11 protein-coding genes and 10 pseudogenes are annotated in these 17,711 nt (G+C 57.1%); 17 read left to right on the top strand and 4 right to left on the bottom strand.

The window, feature by feature from the left end; genetic code table 11:
- The first annotated feature begins 73 nt into the window (after positions 1–73).
- Positions 74–1,652: pseudogene (locus ML_RS02120) on the top strand (helicase HerA-like domain-containing protein).
- Here the strand turns inward: ML_RS02120 and cmrA are convergent.
- Entirely contained in the window at positions 1,628–2,434 is an 807-nt protein-coding gene (cmrA, locus tag ML_RS02125; protein WP_010907723.1) for a mycolate reductase, read from the bottom strand. The pseudogene ML_RS02120 and the gene cmrA overlap by 25 nt on opposite strands.
- 92 nt (positions 2,435–2,526) lie before the next feature.
- On the opposite strand from cmrA, the gene ML_RS02130 reads away from it, so the two are divergent.
- Positions 2,527–3,891 (top strand): MFS transporter, encoded by a 1,365-nt coding sequence (locus ML_RS02130; protein WP_010907724.1) that lies wholly within the window; start codon positions 2,527–2,529, stop codon positions 3,889–3,891.
- Positions 3,892–3,922: 31 nt separating this feature from the next.
- Here ML_RS02130 and ML_RS02135 read toward each other — a convergent pair whose 3' ends face one another.
- Both ML_RS02135 and ML_RS14945 read right to left on the bottom strand, forming a co-directional pair.
- Positions 3,923–4,702, bottom strand: a complete 780-nt coding sequence (locus ML_RS02135) for an MmpS family transport accessory protein (protein ID WP_010907725.1) — start codon at positions 4,700–4,702, stop codon at positions 3,923–3,925.
- A gap of 118 nt (positions 4,703–4,820) precedes the next feature.
- A pseudogene (locus tag ML_RS14945) lies at positions 4,821–5,492 on the bottom strand (hypothetical protein); the annotation flags it as partial.
- A 328-nt stretch (positions 5,493–5,820) separates the two neighbouring features.
- Between ML_RS14945 and ML_RS14180 the strand changes: the two are divergent.
- The 14 genes and pseudogenes from ML_RS14180 to ML_RS02180 all read left to right on the top strand — a co-directional run bounded on the left by ML_RS14180 (position 5,821) and on the right by ML_RS02180 (position 15,545).
- The gene (locus ML_RS14180; protein ID WP_197714407.1) at positions 5,821–6,198 is read left to right on the top strand and encodes an AMP-binding protein; all 378 of its coding nucleotides are present in this window, start codon (positions 5,821–5,823) and stop codon (positions 6,196–6,198) included.
- 883 nt (positions 6,199–7,081) lie between these two features.
- Positions 7,082–7,720, top strand: a pseudogene (locus ML_RS02145) (CoA transferase subunit A).
- A gap of 364 nt (positions 7,721–8,084) precedes the next feature.
- On the top strand, positions 8,085–8,465 hold the full coding sequence (locus ML_RS18475; RefSeq protein ID WP_414085547.1) for a sugar phosphate isomerase family: 381 nt from the start codon (positions 8,085–8,087) through the stop codon (positions 8,463–8,465).
- Between the two features lie 3 nt (positions 8,466–8,468).
- Positions 8,469–8,639: a hypothetical protein gene (locus tag ML_RS18480; protein WP_414085508.1), complete on the top strand. Its 171-nt coding sequence runs from the start codon at positions 8,469–8,471 to the stop codon at positions 8,637–8,639.
- A 119-nt stretch (positions 8,640–8,758) separates the two neighbouring features.
- Complete coding sequence (locus ML_RS18485; protein ID WP_414085509.1) at positions 8,759–9,076, top strand: carboxyl transferase domain-containing protein; 318 nt, start codon at positions 8,759–8,761, stop codon at positions 9,074–9,076.
- 308 nt (positions 9,077–9,384) lie between these two features.
- Positions 9,385–9,663: a carboxyl transferase domain-containing protein gene (locus ML_RS18490; protein ID WP_414085510.1), complete on the top strand. Its 279-nt coding sequence runs from the start codon at positions 9,385–9,387 to the stop codon at positions 9,661–9,663.
- 13 nt (positions 9,664–9,676) lie between these two features.
- Positions 9,677–9,868 (top strand): hypothetical protein, encoded by a 192-nt coding sequence (locus ML_RS18495; protein WP_414085511.1) that lies wholly within the window; start codon positions 9,677–9,679, stop codon positions 9,866–9,868.
- A 205-nt stretch (positions 9,869–10,073) separates the two neighbouring features.
- Positions 10,074–10,262 carry a biotin carboxylase N-terminal domain-containing protein gene (locus ML_RS18500; protein WP_231846687.1) on the top strand — a complete coding sequence of 63 codons (189 nt, stop codon included), beginning with the start codon at positions 10,074–10,076 and terminating at the stop codon, positions 10,260–10,262.
- Positions 10,263–10,352: 90 nt separating this feature from the next.
- A pseudogene (locus ML_RS18505) lies at positions 10,353–11,003 on the top strand (ATP-binding protein).
- 652 nt (positions 11,004–11,655) lie between these two features.
- A pseudogene (locus tag ML_RS02160) lies at positions 11,656–12,671 on the top strand (acyl-CoA dehydrogenase family protein).
- 50 nt (positions 12,672–12,721) lie between these two features.
- Positions 12,722–13,193 (top strand): annotated as a pseudogene (locus tag ML_RS02165) (MaoC family dehydratase).
- A 17-nt stretch (positions 13,194–13,210) separates the two neighbouring features.
- Positions 13,211–13,789: pseudogene (locus tag ML_RS02170) on the top strand (aldolase/citrate lyase family protein); the annotation flags it as partial.
- Positions 13,790–13,880: 91 nt separating this feature from the next.
- Positions 13,881–14,379, top strand: a pseudogene (locus tag ML_RS19795) (thiamine pyrophosphate-dependent enzyme); the annotation flags it as partial.
- A 103-nt stretch (positions 14,380–14,482) separates the two neighbouring features.
- Positions 14,483–15,545 (top strand): annotated as a pseudogene (locus tag ML_RS02180) (alpha-ketoacid dehydrogenase subunit beta).
- A 51-nt stretch (positions 15,546–15,596) separates the two neighbouring features.
- On the opposite strand, the gene ML_RS02185 reads toward ML_RS02180, so the two are convergent.
- Entirely contained in the window at positions 15,597–15,836 is a 240-nt protein-coding gene (locus tag ML_RS02185) for a hypothetical protein (protein ID WP_041322407.1), read from the bottom strand.
- 480 nt (positions 15,837–16,316) lie between these two features.
- Here ML_RS02185 and ML_RS14975 point away from each other — a divergent pair.
- Positions 16,317–16,388 (top strand): annotated as a pseudogene (locus tag ML_RS14975) (hypothetical protein); the annotation flags it as partial.
- Between the last annotated feature and the right edge of the window lie 1,323 nt (positions 16,389–17,711).

Raw genomic sequence — 17,711 nt, forward strand, 5'->3', positions numbered from 1 at the left:
TAGTGTGATGGTTTGTCGTACTGCAATGGGGAATTACTGGGGGCAGGGGGTTTGATGAGCACCGAACCAGTGGCTGGCGAGCTGTCCGAAGCGGATCGCGAACGGTTATGCTGTCGCGGGCCAGGACCTAGACTTGGGACTGTCGTTGTCAACGGGGAGGCCAAGTTTTACCGCACAGGTCCGCATTACGCTGGCCACGATCAGTGGGCACGGTCTAGTGGCCGGTGTGACCGGAACGGGCAAGATCAAGACGTTGCAACTGATCGCCGAGCAGCTCAGCGCCTTGGGTGTGGCCGTGCTGATGGCCTATGTCAAGGGTGACTTGTCCGGTCTGGCTCGAGCGGGGGGAGGCCAACGATAAGACCGCTCTGCAGGCCAAGGACACCGGAGATAACTGAGCACCGAACGGATTTCCCGGTGGAGTTTTTGTCGCTGGGCGGCGAAGGAATTGGCGTGACGGTGCACGCGACCATGGTTAATTTCTGCCCGATTTTGCTGCCAATAGCTTTGTGATTCAATGCTACTCAAGAATCAACGCTAGGTCCAATTTTCCATTAGGCCAAGTATAAGGACTGTAGACTGGTCATCTTTGATGATCTGTGTAGGTCCATCAGCCACCTGACTAGTGACCAGGGTCAGATTATCTTAAATCCCTGGCAGGGATGTTTTCGACCACGGTGGGCGTCATCCTGCGGGCGTTGGTGAATCTTAAAGCCAAGGGCGGCGAGACGATCTTCGACGAGCCGAAGCTGGACCCCCAGGATTTGCTGTGCGTCGATGACAGGGTCGCGGCATCTTGAGTTCGGCGGTCAATCGTTGCGTCCGGTCATCTTCTCCACCTTTCTGATGTGTATGCTACCCGACCTGTTTATCGTCCTGCCTGACGTCGGCGACGTGGACAAGCCCAGGCGGCTGTTCTTTTTAGACGAAGCGAACCTGCTTTTCACCAACGTCTAGCAAGCATTCCTAGAACAGGTCGAACTGACTGGCAAGCTGATTCGCTCCAAAGGTTTCAGTGTATTTCTTCTACATTCAGTTGTCCACGGATCTGTCCAATGATCTGCTGTCCCAGCTGGATTTTCGCGTCTAGCACGCCTTGCTAGCGTTCACCCCGGATGACTAGAAGGTGTTGTCCAAGACCGTGTGCACTTATCTGAAAACCGATGTCTCCAAATTGGAGTCGGCGTTAACGTCGTTGGGATATAGGTGGGGACACGTTGTAACGATGCTTTCCGAGAAGAGTCCACCGAAACCCGCCTCGTGTACACGCATGTGGGTGCCGAGGTAGCTTCTGGGCGGCATCAGCACCGACGAGATTGCCACCGCGGTCAAATCCAACTCTCTGCGGGCCAAATACGGTCAGACGATCCAGCAGCGACCGGACTCTCCAATACCCCAATCGCAAGAACCTCCGCAACAGACGCCGCTGCCCGAGAAATGCGACCTCCTAGCTTGGCCGGACAAGACCGACGTATTACCCATGCCCGCGCCGACTAAGCCGCAAGGTCTGATCATTTGGGAACAAACTCTGAAGTACCCGACCGGGAAGAGTGCCTTCGTGACCGACCATACGCGAATTCATCCGCACCCTGTTCGACACTACCGGTAGTGCCGTCGCAAGTAACGTCTACCCGCCGCCGAGCTTCTTGTAGAAGTTGCCCACAATCGACGCTACGATGGCGCGTGGGGCGTACCTACTGGCCACTGACATGGCTTTCGATGTCAACCCAGGGACAACGCGCATCTTGTTGCGCTCCAAGGCATCCAGCGAAAGCCGCGCGGTGTGCTCTGTCGAGATCCAAAGGAAATCGGGTACCAATTTTTCCACGAGCGATGCTTCGTCGTGATCGGGAAGTTCAGTGCGTACCGGGCCTGGCGCCAGCAGCGTGACGTGCACGCCGGAGCCGTGCAGTTCCCCACGTAGCGATTCGCTGAAGGTGTTAGCGAACGCCTTGGTAGCAGCATAAGTGGCGTTGTAGGGGATCGGTGAATTGCCGGCAGCCGAGCCGGAAATCAATATCCCACCGGCCTTGCGCTCGATCATGCCCGGCAGTACCGCTAACGTAAGGTCGTGCACTGCTACGGCATTCAGCTGGACCTGAGCTTTTTCACCTGCCGGGTCGAGTGCAGAGACCGGACCGAAAGTTGCTGTACCTGCGTTGGCGCACAGGATCGAAATGGGCCGCACGGTCAATTCATCGGCCAGTTTCACTCGTTCAGACGGGTCGGTGAGATCTGCCGGTCGCACTTCGACTGCGACACGATATTTGTCGGCCAAACGGGCTGCCAGGTCGACGAGTACGTCTTCGCGCCGCGCGATCACGATTAGGCTGTGTCCATGCGCGGCCAGTTCGGTGGCTAGCGCTTCGCCGATGTTCTGTGAAGCTCCGGTCACAACGGCACGCGCTTCGGGGCTGGGTGCTGGTATCGGCATGCGCCAATGGTAGACATACAGCGATCGCAAGCGCGGCGGAGTCGGGCGCAACGGGGGTCGCCGTGGGGTGCACTCCCCGTAAAGTTCCGGGCATGAATCAGCCAGAGTCGGTCGCGGGTACCATGGTGCGATCTTGGGTTGTGGCGTGGGCGATGTGGGACTGCGGTTCGACTGGTCTTACCGCCATCGTGGCAACCTTCGTCTTCTCCGTCTACCTGACCAGCAGTGTTGGTGTAGGTATGCCTGACGGTATCTCACTGGTGAGTTGGCTGGGTCGCGCGGGGGCCGTTGCCGGGTTAACCATTGCGGTGCTGGCGCCGGCCATCGGTGTATGGGTGGAGTCACCACATCGCCGTCGGGTGACGCTGGGTGTGCTGACTGTCCTCGCGGTAGCGTTGACCTGCGGGATGAGCTTTATCCGCGATCAACCTAGTTACCTTTGGGCTGGATTGATGCTGCTGGCCGGAACAGCTGCATGCGGTGACCTGGCCAGCGTTCCTTACAATGCAATGCTACGTCAGCTATCGACGCCGGCGACAGCCGGCCGGATTTCCGGCTTGGGTTGGGCGTCGGGATATGTTGGTAGCGTCGTTTTGTTGCTACTGATCTACCTGGGTTTTATTTCCGGAACCGGTGAGCTGCGCGGGCTGCTCCAGCTGCCCACCCATGACGGAATCTACGTACGCGCGGCGATGTTGCTGGCTGCGGCATGGTTGGCTTTGTTGGCTCTGCCGCTGCTGCTAACGGCACACCGACTGCCCTCGTTGGGCGAGGTGTCTCATCCGACGAGCATGCTGGGTGGCTACCGCAAGCTGTGGTCGGAGGTCTCCGCGGAATGGCGACGCGACCGCAACCTGGTCTACTTCCTGGTGGCCAGTGCACTTTTCCGGGACGGTTTGGCGGCGACTTTAGGTTTCGGCGCTGTGCTCGGTGTTAACGCCTACGGGATTTCACAAGCCAATGTGTTGATGTTCGGTGTGGTGGCAAGCTTGGTGGCTGCAGTGGGGGCGGTTCTCGGCGGGTTTGTCGACCACCGGATCGGATCCAAACGAGTCATCGTGGGATCACTGGTTGCTATCATCGTCACGGCTCTGACCTTGATGACGCTCTCCGGCCCGCTCGCCTTCTGGGTGTGCGGATTGGTGCTGTGTCTGTTCATCGGACCTTCGCAGTCGTCGTCGCGCGCTCTGTTATTGCACATGGCGAAGCACGGCAGGGAAGGCGTGGCGTTCGGCCTTTACACGATGACGGGACGGGCGGCGTCGTTCGTGGCACCGTGGTCTTTCTCTATATTTGTCGACGGCTTCGGCGTCGTCCGGGCCGGTCTGGGAGGTATCTCAGTAGTGCTGCTGGCAGGGCTGCTGGGAATGCTGATGGTTCGCGTTCCAACGCGGCGCGAAGCGGCCGCGGTCGGGTTGTCTTGGTGGCGATCGCAAGCACGGCGGGGCCAGGTGTAGTGGGTCGCTAGCTCGTCAAACCTAGGGCGTCTTAGCGGGGAGCATCGCAGATCGTCAGGCCTACCCCGGTGTGCTGGCGTATTTGAACTCCGGCCACCGTGACCGAGCATGTGACATCGTGGCCGATGTTGACGATCGTGACGCTTGCCGGATGAACGGCTGACTTTGACAGACTGACCTGCTTACTCCATGGCAACACCACGTTGAACTCGGTTTGTATGACGTCGCCGGTATCCATGTACGTGACGCTAATGGCCCGGCCTTGGCCAGTGATGCTATAGACAACGTCCAGCATCGCGGACGGTCCGATAGTCTGGGTGAGCGTGCCAGAGCCGGTAGTAGATGGCGCCGGCCCGGCGGTGGGTGTGGGGGACGTCTTGGTAGTTGGTGTTGGGGTGGCCGAACTTGACTCGGTTATGGCGGGCAACGGTGGTACGGCCGTCTGTGTTTTGATCGCGCCGTTTGCGATTATTAGCGCCATGACTAGTCCGACTACCAGCACAACGGATGCGCCCGCTACGACCCACAAAAACCAGTGTGGTGATTTCGGCTCGTGCGGTGGTGGGAGAGTCAGTCCCTCTGGGGGTATGTCGGTCGGTGGGGGTTGGTCTTGTTGCCAGTATCGCGGCAACTGTTGGGGCGGTTTTTTTGGCGTCCAGGGTGGAAGCGAAGCGCCGTACGCGGGCGCGTAGGGCGCTTGTTCGGCATAGGCCGGGTCGGTGAGTGGCGGATATTGATGGACTTGCGGCTCGATCGGCCCAGACCCGGCTAGACTGGGGCCTAGCCACTCAGATCGCCGTGGATTATTCATGTCCACCTCATGGGATGCAGAGTACCCGGGTCTGGTTTTCGAGGTATGGAAGCTATTACTGACGTTGTCGCCGATATCGAGGTTGTACCCGAACCTGGTTCAGTCGGTTTACGCGTTGGCACTGATCTACGGTTGTTAGCGTGGCGACGGTCATTGCCCGCATGATGGCGCATAACTGTTCCGCGTTGGCTGGCTTGATGACGCCGAATTATCCAGGGACTTCATGCTGTGCTGCGTTGTGTTCAACAGGCCGAGTACCGTGTGTGCCGCCACCCGGGCGTTGGCTTTGGCGCGCTTGGGGTTCAGCTGGCATAGTACACTCATCTACACCTCACAGGTATTTTGTTGTGCTTTACGAACCTGCCGTTCGACGGTAGTGGGCAGTTAGGCACGATCTCGGTCTTGACTATGGATCAGTGAATCTGGATCAGGTTGGGTTCACTCGGTGCAAAGTCGAGGTGAAAATCGGTGAGGCCGTTCAGCGCCACGTTCTCATCTCCGCTGCGGGCCGTCACGTTACGAGCGCCGGCGAGCAGTCGGGCGTTGATCCCCGTCTAGCAGCGATTTCTTGTTGGGTCAGTGGCCCGGCCAGATAGCCGGGCCACTGACCCCGCCGCCGATGTCTTCTAGCTGCAACCGCGAGGAAAGCATGTTCAGCGAAGAACTATGCGGCGGCGAACAAGAGTTGTAGGAGTCAGTAGGACTTCAGCTGTCTGCGACGATTTGGTGTTTCGGGAGTTCCGGGCTGATCGTCGGGTGTCGACCCTGTCCTGACAGCTTCTAGTAGCAACTTGCACTGTACACTTCGGCTAGCCGTGACTAAAACTGTAACATGAGCTATTGGCTATTATTTAAGGGATATTGTGGCAGTAGTCATGGACTGTGATTCGCCGTCCCAGGCCCCACTTAAACTGTATTTATGACCGAGGTCCGAGCAAGTTTTCGGCTGCTAGAGAAGAAGATCGGCGCAGACTTAGCAGATATGGCTGCCAATACACGTACCGGGATGCGCTGGGTGGGGGCGACGGCGGTGTTATGAAGAACTGCTGGCCGCTGTATGCCAACTGGCAACGGGGCTTGTGCGGGGCGGGGATCCGGGTGGGTGATCGGTCGGCATCTTGGCGTCTAACCGGTGGGAGTGGGTGCTTGTCCACTACGCGACCGGCGAGATTAGCGCGATCCTGGTTAACCTAAACCTTGTCTATCGGATACGTGAATTGGATTACGTGCTAACGCAATCCGAGTTGGCGATGGTGATCGTCGCCTCCAATCGCAGGACTTCGGACTACACTACGACGCTGACCGAGGTGGCGCCGTATTGCCTTGGCTTATCCTACGTCGTGTTCACGGACATTGATCGCTGGGATGAACTGGCTGGTGCGGAGGCCGACCCTAACTGTGTTTACGTAGATCGCGGCGAAGCTGCGAAACAGCTTCCAATCAACATCCAATGCGCTTCTGGCACTAAACCAGATATCCGAAAGTTGTCATGTTGAGTCACCGCAACATTTTCAATAATAGCTATCTGGTGGGCAAGTTTCTTGAGTCCACCGCGCTCGATCGGATCTGTATCCTAGTGCCCTTCTAGTATTGCTTCGGCATGGTTATGGCCATCTAGCCATGGCGCCTGCATGGTGATCCCGGCACTCCGGCTTTGACCGGGCCCAACTCTGCAGGCGGTGCAGGTCGAGCGGTGTGCTATAGTCTATTATGGAGTACCGAAGATATTAATCACCGATGTGGGCCTGCCGGCGTTCACTCACCTACGAGTTGGACAGCCTAAGCGCCGGGATTATGGTAAGATCGCCATCTCTGGTCAAGCTGATGCACACCGGAGATGTGGCTACCGTGGACGCATGAGGGTACGTCGAAAGCATCAGCCGGATCAAGGATATCGTCGTTCGTGGTTGTGAGAACATCTCGCCGCGTGAGATCGAGGAGTTCCTCTATACGGATCCTGTTATCCTCGGCTGCCAGGGTCATAGGGGTGCTTGACTAAAAGTTACGGCAGGCAGCTAATAGGATAATGGGCATCAAGCTACGCTCAAGAGTCCCGGGGGTTTGGCCATCGAGGCGTTGTGCCAGTTTGCAGGGGACAGAATTGCTAGGTTCAAGATCCTGTGCTATCTGTGGATCGTTGATGAGTTCCCGATAGCTATTGCCGGCCAGGCCCGCAAGGCAGAGATTTGCCAACAGGCAATTGAGGATCTGCGTGGTCTAGGTTGACTGCCACATTGCTGGACGCATCGCGTAGGTTATGGTACGTCCGGCCCAGTTAATTGAGCATTAACTGAAACTTTGCATGGACCGTCCCGATGGCTAGGAGGCTCTGCGGTAATGGACAAAGTGGTGGCTATCGCTGCGTAGGCGGTCACGGACATAACCGACGGGTTGTCGCTGGCGGTGGGGATTCGGGCTTTGCGTTATCCCTGAAGTGCTCATTGCCGCAGTGGTCGACAGTGGTTTCCGTGCCTTGGAAACGGTGTCGAACGACTGCGGTGTCGACGACGTCGTTTTAAGTTTTCTTTTGCAGCACAAGCGAATCAACTGGAACACCTCGTCGTATGTGGGGAAAAACGGGAATTCGCCGGCCAGTTCCTGTGTGGGATGCGGAAGCCGGCTTTCTATACGTAGGCCGGTGTTGGCACTGCAATCGCCGATGGCGGGCTTCCATGCCACTAAGACGCATCGGCGGGCGTAGTGGTGTTGCTGGTGAAGGAAACTCGTGAGTTCGGCGGTGCCACTTATATTCTCGAGCGGGCAATCCACACTGACTTTGTACTGGTACGCTCATGGAAGGACTACCGACACGGCAATTTGGTGTACTGCGAGTCCGCCGCCAACTTCAACCCGGAATGTGCCAGTGCGCTGTGGATCACCATTGCTGGGGTCGAACACCTCGTCGAGACTAGCGAGATCGACCCTGCTGCGTTGCGCACGCCAGGGATCTACGTGTATCGGGACGTGCATGTGCCCAATCTCGTCAAGTGGATTGAGAAGGAGACGGTGCGGAAATGAGTGCGCCGACAACGATGCAGAGCTAACCTATGAGGGGGAGCGGCTCCATATGAGCTGGACCAGAGACGAGATGCCTGCTTGGGTGTCCGCGGAGTTCGAAGACGGCTAATAGATCAACCCCGACATCGGGATGCCCATGCTGATTCCGAATCACCTTCCCGACGGTGTGCACGTCGTCTTGCATGCGTAGAACGGGCTCCTGGGTGGGTGTCGGCTCATACTCTCGGCGCGAGGATGTCGACGCTGATTTGATCAACGCGGGCAAAGCGACGGTTACACCTTGCCGGGGACCTCGTTCTTCTCTTCTTCGTCTTAATTCGGGATCATTCGCGGTGGACACATCGACGTCTCAGTGCTTGCGGCTGTGCAAGTCTTGGCCATCGGTGACCTCGTCAACTGGATGATTTCGGGTAAGATGGTCAAGGGCATGGGCGGCACGATGGACCTGGTGCACGTTGCCCGCACAGTGTATTGTGATGATTGGAGTAAGCCGCCAAGAACGACACTCCCAAGATCGTCACGCTATGCCCCTTGCCCCCTGACTGGGGCGCGCTGCGTGAACCGCACCATCACCGACCTCGTGGTCATAGACGTTTGTGGCGACGGTTTGCACCTGATTGAGACCGCAACCCAATGTACTGGTCGACGAGGTTGTCACGAAGAATCAACCGCCCCTGGGGCTTTCGGATTGGTTGACCCGGTGACAACCGACGCTGCGTCGTCGTTCACCGACGAGCACCGCTGACTGGTGGCGGAGTTGAATGACAAGCTTGCCGCTGCGGCCTTGGTAGGCAACGAACATGCGTGGGAACATCACATCAGACGTGGCAAGCTGTTGCCCTGCGAACGGGTGCACTGGCTGTTGGATATGGGTAGCCCGTTGCTGGAATTGGCTTCGCTGGCCACAGGCGGCATGTAATGGAGACGAGTACCCAGATGCGGCGATTATCATATCGGTAACGGCTGGGTGTTCGGGTGCCAGTGCGTGGTCGTCGCCCAACGACATGACGGTCAAGGTCGGCACCTAATTATCCTATGATGGTCAATAAGCACCTGCGTGCACAGGAAGTCGCGCTGCAGAGTCGGCTGTCGTGCAGCTATTTGGTGGACTCCGGCGGCGCTATTCTGCCACGCCAAGACGAGGTGTTCCCGTACTATGCACACTTCGGCCGGAATCTTGTACAACCAAGCGCCGATGAGCGCTTCCAAGGCATTCCGCAGGTGGCTGCGGTGCTCTATTCGTGCACAGCGGCCGGTGCCTACGTGCCGGCGATGAGTGACGAGGTGGTCATCGTTCGTCAGCAGGATACGATTTTTCTCGGTAGTCAGCCATTGGTCAAAGCCGATACCGGCTAGGTCGTCTCCGACGAGCTGCTCGTCGGAGACGACCTGTATTCGGCCAGTGTTCGGTGTAACTGACCACTCTGCCGACGGCGATGAGGAAGCGCTGCGGATTGTGCATGCCATCCCGGCCACCTTCGTCCCGTGCTACCTTCCTCAATGGGAGGTAAGCTGTTCCTGACGACCCTAAGCATGAACCGACAGAACTGTATGAAGTCGTCCCTTCGATCCACGGGTGCCTTACGATGTGCGCGAGGGGTGATCGTGCTCCTGGTCGGCCGCTTCGAATTCAGGGAATTCGAAGCCTAATAAGGTAAGACGTTGTGACTGCCTTCCCGCGTATCCACGGCCACCCGGTCGGAATCATCGCCAACAACGGGGTGCTGTTCAGCGAATTTGTCCTCGAGGGAGCGCGCTTAATCGAGTTGTGCGACAAAAGCAAGATCCCGCTACTGCTTTTGCAAAACATCCCAGGTTTCATGATCGGCTGGGACTGTAAGGCTGGTGTCATCGCCAAGCGTGGTGTCAAAATGGTGACTGCTGTGGTCTGTACTTGGGTTCCCAAGACGACCGTCGTTATCGTGGTGGATCCTATGGTGTAGGCAGCTACTCGATGTGCGGACGGGTGTACTCGCCGCATTTTTGTGGATGTGGCCGAATGCTCGGATCTCGGTGATGGGTGGCGAGCATACCGTGTTTGTGCTGGGGACTGGGCGCGGCGAGCAACTTGCGTCGGCCGGTGCACCCTGGCCAACCTACGAGGGAAAAGTCGTTAAGGCTCCTGTTCGTGCGCAGTACGAGGACTAGGGCAACCCATGTTACTTAACCCGCCCGCCTGTAGTATAATGGCATCATTGACACGGCTTACACCAGAACATTTGAGGTATTGGTCTTTGGTGTTTTCCACGTGCCGATGGAACTGTTCTGCTGTAGCGTATTACGGGTGTGATGCCGATGTTTGGCACCGTATTAGTGGCCAGCTGTGGCGAGATTGCCGTCCGAATGATCTGCGATGTGTCGGTTGGATATTCGGTCGATTGCTGTATCCGTAGATGATACCGATGTCCGAGCTCGACACATGCTCGAGGTTGACGCCGCGGTGCGTTTAGGACCTCCTGCAGCGCAGGAAAGCTACCTCGACGTCGATCGGGTGATTGAGGCCGCGGTGCGCTCCGGATCCCGGGAGGTCCACTCTGGCTAGGGATTCCTTTTGGAGAAGGACGCTTTCGTCGTCATTTGCTAATGATCCGGGGTGATTTTCGTTGTACTAGCGGAGCGCTCCATCGAGGTGATGGGGGACAAGATCGTCGCCAAGAACGCGGTCGCCGCTTCCGAGGCGTCGGTGGTACCCGGGGTGGCTTGGCCCGGGCACGCGGACAACGAACTGGCCGGCACCGCCGATAGAGTTTGCTACCCGGTGTTTCTTAAGCCATCCGCGGGCGGCGGGGGCAAGGGCATGCTGCTGGTGGCGAATCCGTCGCTGATACCCGAAGCGTTGTTGAGCGCTCGGTGGGAACAGCGTCTTCGTTTGGCGACGAACACACTGTTCCTGGAAAGATTCATGTTACAGACCAGGCACATCTAGGTTCAGGTGTTGGCCGCCATCCACGCCAGCTTGGTGCATCTCGATTAACGTAGGTGCAGCCTGCAACGACGCTACCAAAAAGTCTTAGAGGCGGCTCCGTTTCGGCTGCTGTGGACCCACGCCACCCGCGAGCGCAGATCGGTGTGGTGGCCTGTGATATCCACTGGCAGTGTCGACTATGTTGGCGCTGGCACGGTGGAGTTCATCGTTTCGGCCGGTCGCGTGCAAGAGTTCTTCTTCATGGAGATGCATATCCTCCTACAGGTAGAACATCCTGTTAATGAGGCGGTTACCGGGCTGGAATTCGTAGATTGGAAACTCCTTTTGGCGGCCGATGAGAAGTTGCTGTTCGCGTAGGACGACGTTACGTTGAACAGCTACGCTATCGAAGCACGCGTGTACGCTGAGAATCTCGGACGGGGATTTCTTCCGACCGATTGGGTGCTGGATGTGCTTGAACCTTCAGGCACTGTTGTGCAGGCTTGCTGAGGCCACCGCGGTACAGGTCGGCGATGGAGAAATTATTTCCTCGGTTATGCAATTCGTTCGAGTGCAGCTTCACGTGACACCGGGCGGGCTGTATCTGGAGTATCGTTGACCGGGAGCCGACCTGTATTTGTAGATTGTCGGCGAGTAGAGAACGTGGTATCTGCTCTGCGCGAGGCGGAGGAGAACAAGGTTAACCTTGCGATAGGTACGAGGCAGGACAAGGTTATCAGCCCTATACCCGCGCAACGCGATCACTGTGCAGGCCACCTCTGGAGCCGAGTTTTCTGAAGGAATGAAGTGGTGGTGTAATGCGAATGAAGATGGAGAACTGCCTTTTCGGGCCTATTTCGTGTCACATTGAGGTGTTGGTATCCGTCGGCTAGCAGATGACTGTCGAGCCGGTGCTGGCGAGGTTAATCCCGATCTCTGAAGAGCCCACAGAGAGCAAGGATTAGAGGATCATGTTGACACCATCACGGCAGGGGCATGGCCAAAGTAATACCAGCATCATCGCGACACAGTGACCTATTTTGTGCGAACTGTGGTAGCTTCGGTGTCAACTAAACACAAGGAGGAGCAACGCTTTCCGTACGATGATGTCGCCAAGATGGATGAGATGGGACTGATCGGGTTGTCGTTTCCCGAGGGGTATGGCCGCCTGGGTGGCGGTTATTTCGCACTGGCGGTGACGCTCGAGGAGCTCGGCAAAGTTGATTAGTCGGTGGCGATAACGCTGTAAGCGAGGACAAATCTGGTGGCCGTATCGATCTACCGGTTCGGTATAGAAGAGCAAAAAAGTACTTGGCTGCCCGATTTGGGAGTTGGCCAGCGTCAGGCTCACCGAACCAGGGTCCGGCTCGGACGCTGGTGGCACCCGCACCACATCCCGTCTCGAAAATGGTGAGTGGGTGATCAACGGCGCCAAGCAGTTCATCACCAACTTTGGCACCGACATCACCTTGCTGGTTCCGGTCACCGCGGTCACCGGAACCCGCGTGTACGGCCACAAAGAGAATTCGACGATCTTCGTGCCAAGCAGCACAAAAGGGTTCATCACGGGCCGGTCTACAACACGGTTGACTCTGAAACGGCCTTGTATACCCACAAATGACATTCGTCTACGTGCGGGTACCAGAGGGGAATCTGCTGGGCCCGAGCAGGAGTGGGTGTACGAACTTCCTGTTCATCCTGGATGAGGGTCGCATAGCAATCGTTGTATTGGCTACTAGGGTGGCGCAGGGGTGCGTCGACGAGAGCATCAAATATGCCGATAAGCTGCAGTTGTTCGGCCAGCTGGTCGGCTCTTGCCAGGCGATCAGCTTCAAGATTGCGCGGATTAGAGTCATGTGCGCACGTTGTGCGTACCGCGTACTACGATGCTGTTGCAAAGATGTTGACAGCTAAGCCGTTCAAGAAGGAGGCGGCGATGGACAACGCCCGTGACGCAACCTCGATCTACGGCGGCTGCGGTTTAATGCATTGAGTATATGAGTAGTCCGTGATTACCTATACAGCAAGGTGCTCGAGATTGGTTAGGGCATCATTGAGGTACAGCTGATACTCATAACGTGATCGCTGGGACTGCGATGACTGCTCAGGAGCAAAGGAACAAGTCAGTTGTTCAGCGGGACTTGTGGTTAGAGGAGTTAGAGATTGGTATGATTTTAATTTGTACCGACCTGGATGCACAATCACCGAAGCTGACAACGTGCTGTTTACTATGCTGACGATTAGCACCCAGTCGCCATATCTTGACACAGTGTGGGCAGCCAGTTTTTCGGGGTTAAGCAGCTAGTGCACTTGATGTTCACCCTCCTCGACGCTGGTTGTGCTTGTCGGTTGCGTAACTGACGCCGGTCATCGTCGTGGCCGAACTCGGCTTTTCCGAGTTGTCGTTCCCCAAAACTGTCTTTCATGGCGACACCCTGTATGCGGAGACGGTATGTACCAGCGAAGAGCCGGCCCAGTTCGGGTGTCGTCACCTTTGAACGCACCGCGCGCAACCAGCACGATAACGTCGTTGTGCAGGCGATGCGCATGACTCTCGCACAGAGGTGATTGGCGCAGGAGTCTAGATGAACTTGCGCAGTGCCGGTCCGGGATGGCTATTCTGCCCGGCCGATCGACCTGAGGGTTTCGCCGAGGCTGCTGCTGCCGGTTTGGTTATCCTGGACCTCGAGGATGGCGTGGCACAGGCTGAGAAAGCCGCCGCCCGCAAAGCACTGCGGGATACTCTGCTCAACCCCGAGCTCACGGTAGTGCGGATCAACGCCGACGGTGGGTATTAGCAGGCCTGCGACCTGGACGCCCTGGCCGGTACGGCTTACTCGAGAGTGATGCCTGGCTAAAGCTGAATTGGCGACACAGGTGGGGCCGCATTCGCGCCGCGCTACGTTATCGCTCTGGTCGAGACTGCGCGGGATGTTATGCTAGTCGCTGAAATCGCTGCTAATGGCGCCGTCGGGATGATATGGGGTGCCGAGGGTTTCATCGCCACTTGAGTAGCAGCTCCAGCCAGTGGGCCGACAGCGGCTATCAGGATGTGGACCGCCATGTCAGGTTCACGGTCTTCCTTGCGGCCTCCGCATTCGACCGGATCGCGCTCGACGCCGTGCCGTTTGGACATCCACGACATTGACGGCCTGCTGGCGGAAATCAACCGACTCCGTGGCGGGTGGGTTTCGGAGTTCTTCGATGCTTATTACTCTCGACCCAGAACCGGTGCAACTCGTCTGTCCAGATAAGATGCTGACGGTGAGATGTCGACGGCCGAATGTTGCTACAACGTCGGATCTTCCCGCCGAGACTATCGTGGCCTCTACGAGCTGATGGTGGTTACCCGAGGGCTCGACACCGAGTTCGTCAACCTGAAGCGCCAGGTAAGTTGGCGCTGTTCGCGTTTTGTCGTGGTCAGGCAGTTGCGCAGGTAGGCGTTGCGGCCTGCCTCGCAAGAAATACTGGCTGTTTCCCAGTGCTGTCAGTTGTATGTCTATACTCGTGTGCGGTATACATGCACGGGCATGCTAGCGCAGCATGCCGCGCAACCTGGTATAGCCGGATGGAATTCACCAAGAAACATTGTGTTCCGATGTCGATTTCGATCTGTACTCAAACTCTGCATACGGTCGGGGCGGCGATGGCTGCATAACGGCTAGGCGAGGACTCTGTGACGGTGGTCTGCCTTGGCGGCGGTACCACCAGCGTAGGCGATGTGCACGAGGCTCTGAACTTCGCGGAGGTTTTCTAAGCAACGGATTTCGACATCGACGAAGTGTTCACCACAGTGAACGCGTGAAATCACGCCGGGACTTCAGGAGTAGCGACAACAGCTGCCAAGTCGAACTGGACTGAGTGAAGTATACGGGCATGGCTTCGACGCTGATCCTCCGGCAAGTTCGAGTGAAGCGCTCACGGTGGCAGTAGATGCTGCTGCACTCGGTGCACAGCCAATGACCATGGTAGCTGCGCTCAATCGTGCACTGCATGATGTAATGACAGCCGACAACTGGGTGTGCTGTTAGGCGAAGACGTCTCCACCGCGGATGGAGTATTCCGGGGTACCGGGGATTGGCCGAAACATATTCGGCGAGAAGCGCTGCTTATACACATCGTTTGCCGAGTCAGCGCTGATCGGCATCGCCATCGGACTCACGCTGCGTGGCTTTGACCCGGTTCCTGAAATCCAGTTCGACGGCTTTTCTTACCCAGTCTTCGATAGGTGGTCAGCCTTCTAGCGAAGTACTGGACCCGTACTCGCAGTGAAGGTGAATATGCGGGTCACGGGCCGGATTCCGTCGTTTGGCGTCATCGGTGCAGCCAAACATCGCTCGGACTTTACTGCAATCTATTGGGTGCACACCGCGGTCCTGAAAGTACTGTTTTCGTCGTCACCCTCTGATGCCTATTGGCTGCTGCGGACACGCGATCGACTGTCCAGACCCTGTGATGTAATTAGAGAACAAACTCCGCTGCTAGGGTCGCGGAATGGTCAACACCAGCAGGTCAGAACCCTCGATCGGTCAGTTGATGGTGCCCCGGTCCGGCACCGACGTAACCGTCATAACTTATGGAAGCCGAGTTCAGTACCGTGATATCTCTTGTGTAAGAGACTTAGCAGCAACGTGGTTGGAGTGTCGAAATTATCGATCTCTTGTGACTGACCTCGGTGGATTTCGATACTATCGCCGCTTCCATCCATCGGGCCGGGTGATGCACGAAGGGCCGCTAAGCCTGGGCTACGGCGCCGGTTTGGCCGCACGCATCTAGTAAGCTATGTTTTACGAGCTGCAGGTTCCGGTGTTACTCGCCTGCGATTTTGGCACTCCCTACCCGGCGGCTTCGTTGGAGAGGTGGCTACCGGGTTCCGACCAGCTGCTGGATTGTGTCGGGCGTGAGTTGGAGCAGTCGTGATCGCAACTTTGTTCACCAGCGCGTCAAGCTTTTTCGTGTACACGACCTTGGCTAGGTACTGGGAGAAGTGACTGTGATGTTTGGAACGTCGATGTCGGCGACTACGTGGAGCTTAACCAGATCCTGTGCACTGTGGGTATTGTGAAGGTTCAGGTTGAAATCCCCGGTCTTTACGCTGTCCGGATCGTTGTACAGGGCCAGCTTCGAAGGAGATGTACCCAAGGTGGGCGTGGTGTTGGTCCGGATCGACATTGCACCGTCGAACAAGGCGGCGCGGTCCGCGTCGCTCAATGGTGAGGCCGCGGTACCCGCCCTGGTCGGCTATGGTGTTGGCGCGGACATCGATATCAGACGGCGATCAAGTCGGCCCCACCCGTGCTTAAGCTCGACAAGCTATCTGTCGGTCGGTTTCGCTTCACTGTAGCGCGGCGCAGGCGAGGGGATCACTCGCGCGGACGTGCTGGTGGCTGCTTCATGCGTCGGTACCGGTGTTCGACCGGTGCTCGGGGTGCGCTAAGATGGTGGAGAAGATGGCGCTGTCCCCACAAGGAAATCCTGGAAGCAAAAGTCAGTGTTGAAGCTTATGGCACCGAACTCCTGAGGCTGGGCGATCGGTTTCGTTAGCTCGCGTAGGGGACTGACTACGAGGTCACTCCCATTCGTGCTGACGCAGCTGCTGCGTGTTATTTCCTGTGATCCACAACGCAATTCTTAGCTCTACCTGGTTCGACTCGCCGGATGGGCCATACGTCTACATCCACCGTGGTGTGCATCTGGGATTCGGTCTCCTGTAAAGCCTGGCTGCTTGCCCAGCCGTACTTGGTCGCCAGCGTGCTACTGGTACCGGTTATTATTGACGCCCAAATTAAAAATAACCCGCGAACTTGCTTACCGTACAACTGAGTTTATCGCTGGTGCGCGCGCAGTCACTCTGACGCCTTCGGAGCTGTGAGGCTTGACTTTCATCGTGTTGAACTCTGGGTAGTTGGGCTTGGACGACAGTGTAGCAATGATCAAACATCACGAAGCGGCCATTCTGGGGATCGGAGTAATTAAGCCGCTTCTGGTGTCCGTAGGAAATGTGCTGGTGGTGTGTACGATCAGTGACTCTGACATGCGTGTTCGATTGGCCAATGGCGCCCAGATGGCGCAATTTCATTTGCAAGCTAAGCGACCCGATCCAGTAGTCTGAGACCGCGCTATTAGAGCTTTAAGTCGCACTTACGTCGTCCCTTCGTTTTCGTTGTCGGCGCTAAACAGATTTTCGTTGTGCTAGAAGGTGGGTAGTTCGGTTTTTGTCGTTGTCGAAGGACGCGAGTTAATGACAGGAGTAGGCGGTTCAGGAGGATGACGTCGTTCATTGGCAGGATGCTGCCAGGTAAGTACCTTGCTGGTCTTGTATTTCAACTTTTGAGCGTAGTGGATACGATGATGGAGACTGGTACCCGTTGTGCTGGAACAGATTCTCCCGGATGCCGACAGGGCGTGCAACGCAGTGGTGAGTGCATCATGATTGCGTTGGGCTAAGTTGTGGGGTGTCCCGTTCGATCACGTTTTGTCTGGGTGCTTGCTTTCGCCATCGCGATGATTGTCGGGCTAGGGGTGTCGCTGATAGTGCGTTGTCGCCGGGTGTGGGGATCGTGTTGCCTGGTCGCGGTAGTGCCGGGTGGATACCGTCGCGGGGTTGAATAAGATGGTCCCGTTGGCGCTGATGGGGGTCGCCACCGCCCGGTGAGGTTGGTGAACCAGCGTCGTACGTAGACCCATCTCCGACGGTGGCTGTGTTGTTGTCAGTGAACGATCCGCCACCACATGAGTTTACGCAGAAGGTTCAATGTATGCTTGGCGACGGTATGTCGGAAGAGGGGTCTTGGTCTCGGATAGGTGCAATCCCATTAGTTCGAGCGCCCAAGTGATGTCTTTGCGTAGTGTTTCGATGTGGCTTTGGGATCTTTTGACCAGCACTACAAAATCGTCCGCGTAACCAACTAGGCGCCAGTTCGGCAGTCCTTTCCAGCCACGGCGTCGGCGTACTGGTCAACCTTGGTTGCCGCGGTTTCCGCGGCATATGTAGGTGCTTATCGAGTACTGCCGACGCTATGTTGGCCAGCAGCGGGACCAAGAGGCTGTCTTGCGGCGTGCTGATATGGGTGTTCTCGTAGTTCG

Origin of the sequence: Mycobacterium leprae TN (genome assembly GCF_000195855.1) — a bacterium.
In the GTDB taxonomy this organism is placed as follows: Bacteria; Actinomycetota; Actinomycetes; order Mycobacteriales; family Mycobacteriaceae; genus Mycobacterium; species Mycobacterium leprae.

What these genes read in the sequence shown, in the direction of transcription:
- ML_RS02135 (WP_010907725.1), bottom strand. Translation starts at nt 4,702, where the DNA reads ATGAATAATCCACGGCGATCTGAGTGGCTAGGCCCCAGTCTAGCCGGG.
- cmrA (WP_010907723.1), bottom strand. Translation starts at nt 2,434, where the DNA reads ATGCCGATACCAGCACCCAGCCCCGAAGCGCGTGCCGTTGTGACCGGA.
- ML_RS18485 (WP_414085509.1), top strand. Translation starts at nt 8,759, where the DNA reads ATGGTCAATAAGCACCTGCGTGCACAGGAAGTCGCGCTGCAGAGTCGG.
- ML_RS02130 (WP_010907724.1), top strand. Translation starts at nt 2,527, where the DNA reads ATGAATCAGCCAGAGTCGGTCGCGGGTACCATGGTGCGATCTTGGGTT.
- ML_RS18500 (WP_231846687.1), top strand. Translation starts at nt 10,074, where the DNA reads ATGTGTCGGTTGGATATTCGGTCGATTGCTGTATCCGTAGATGATACC.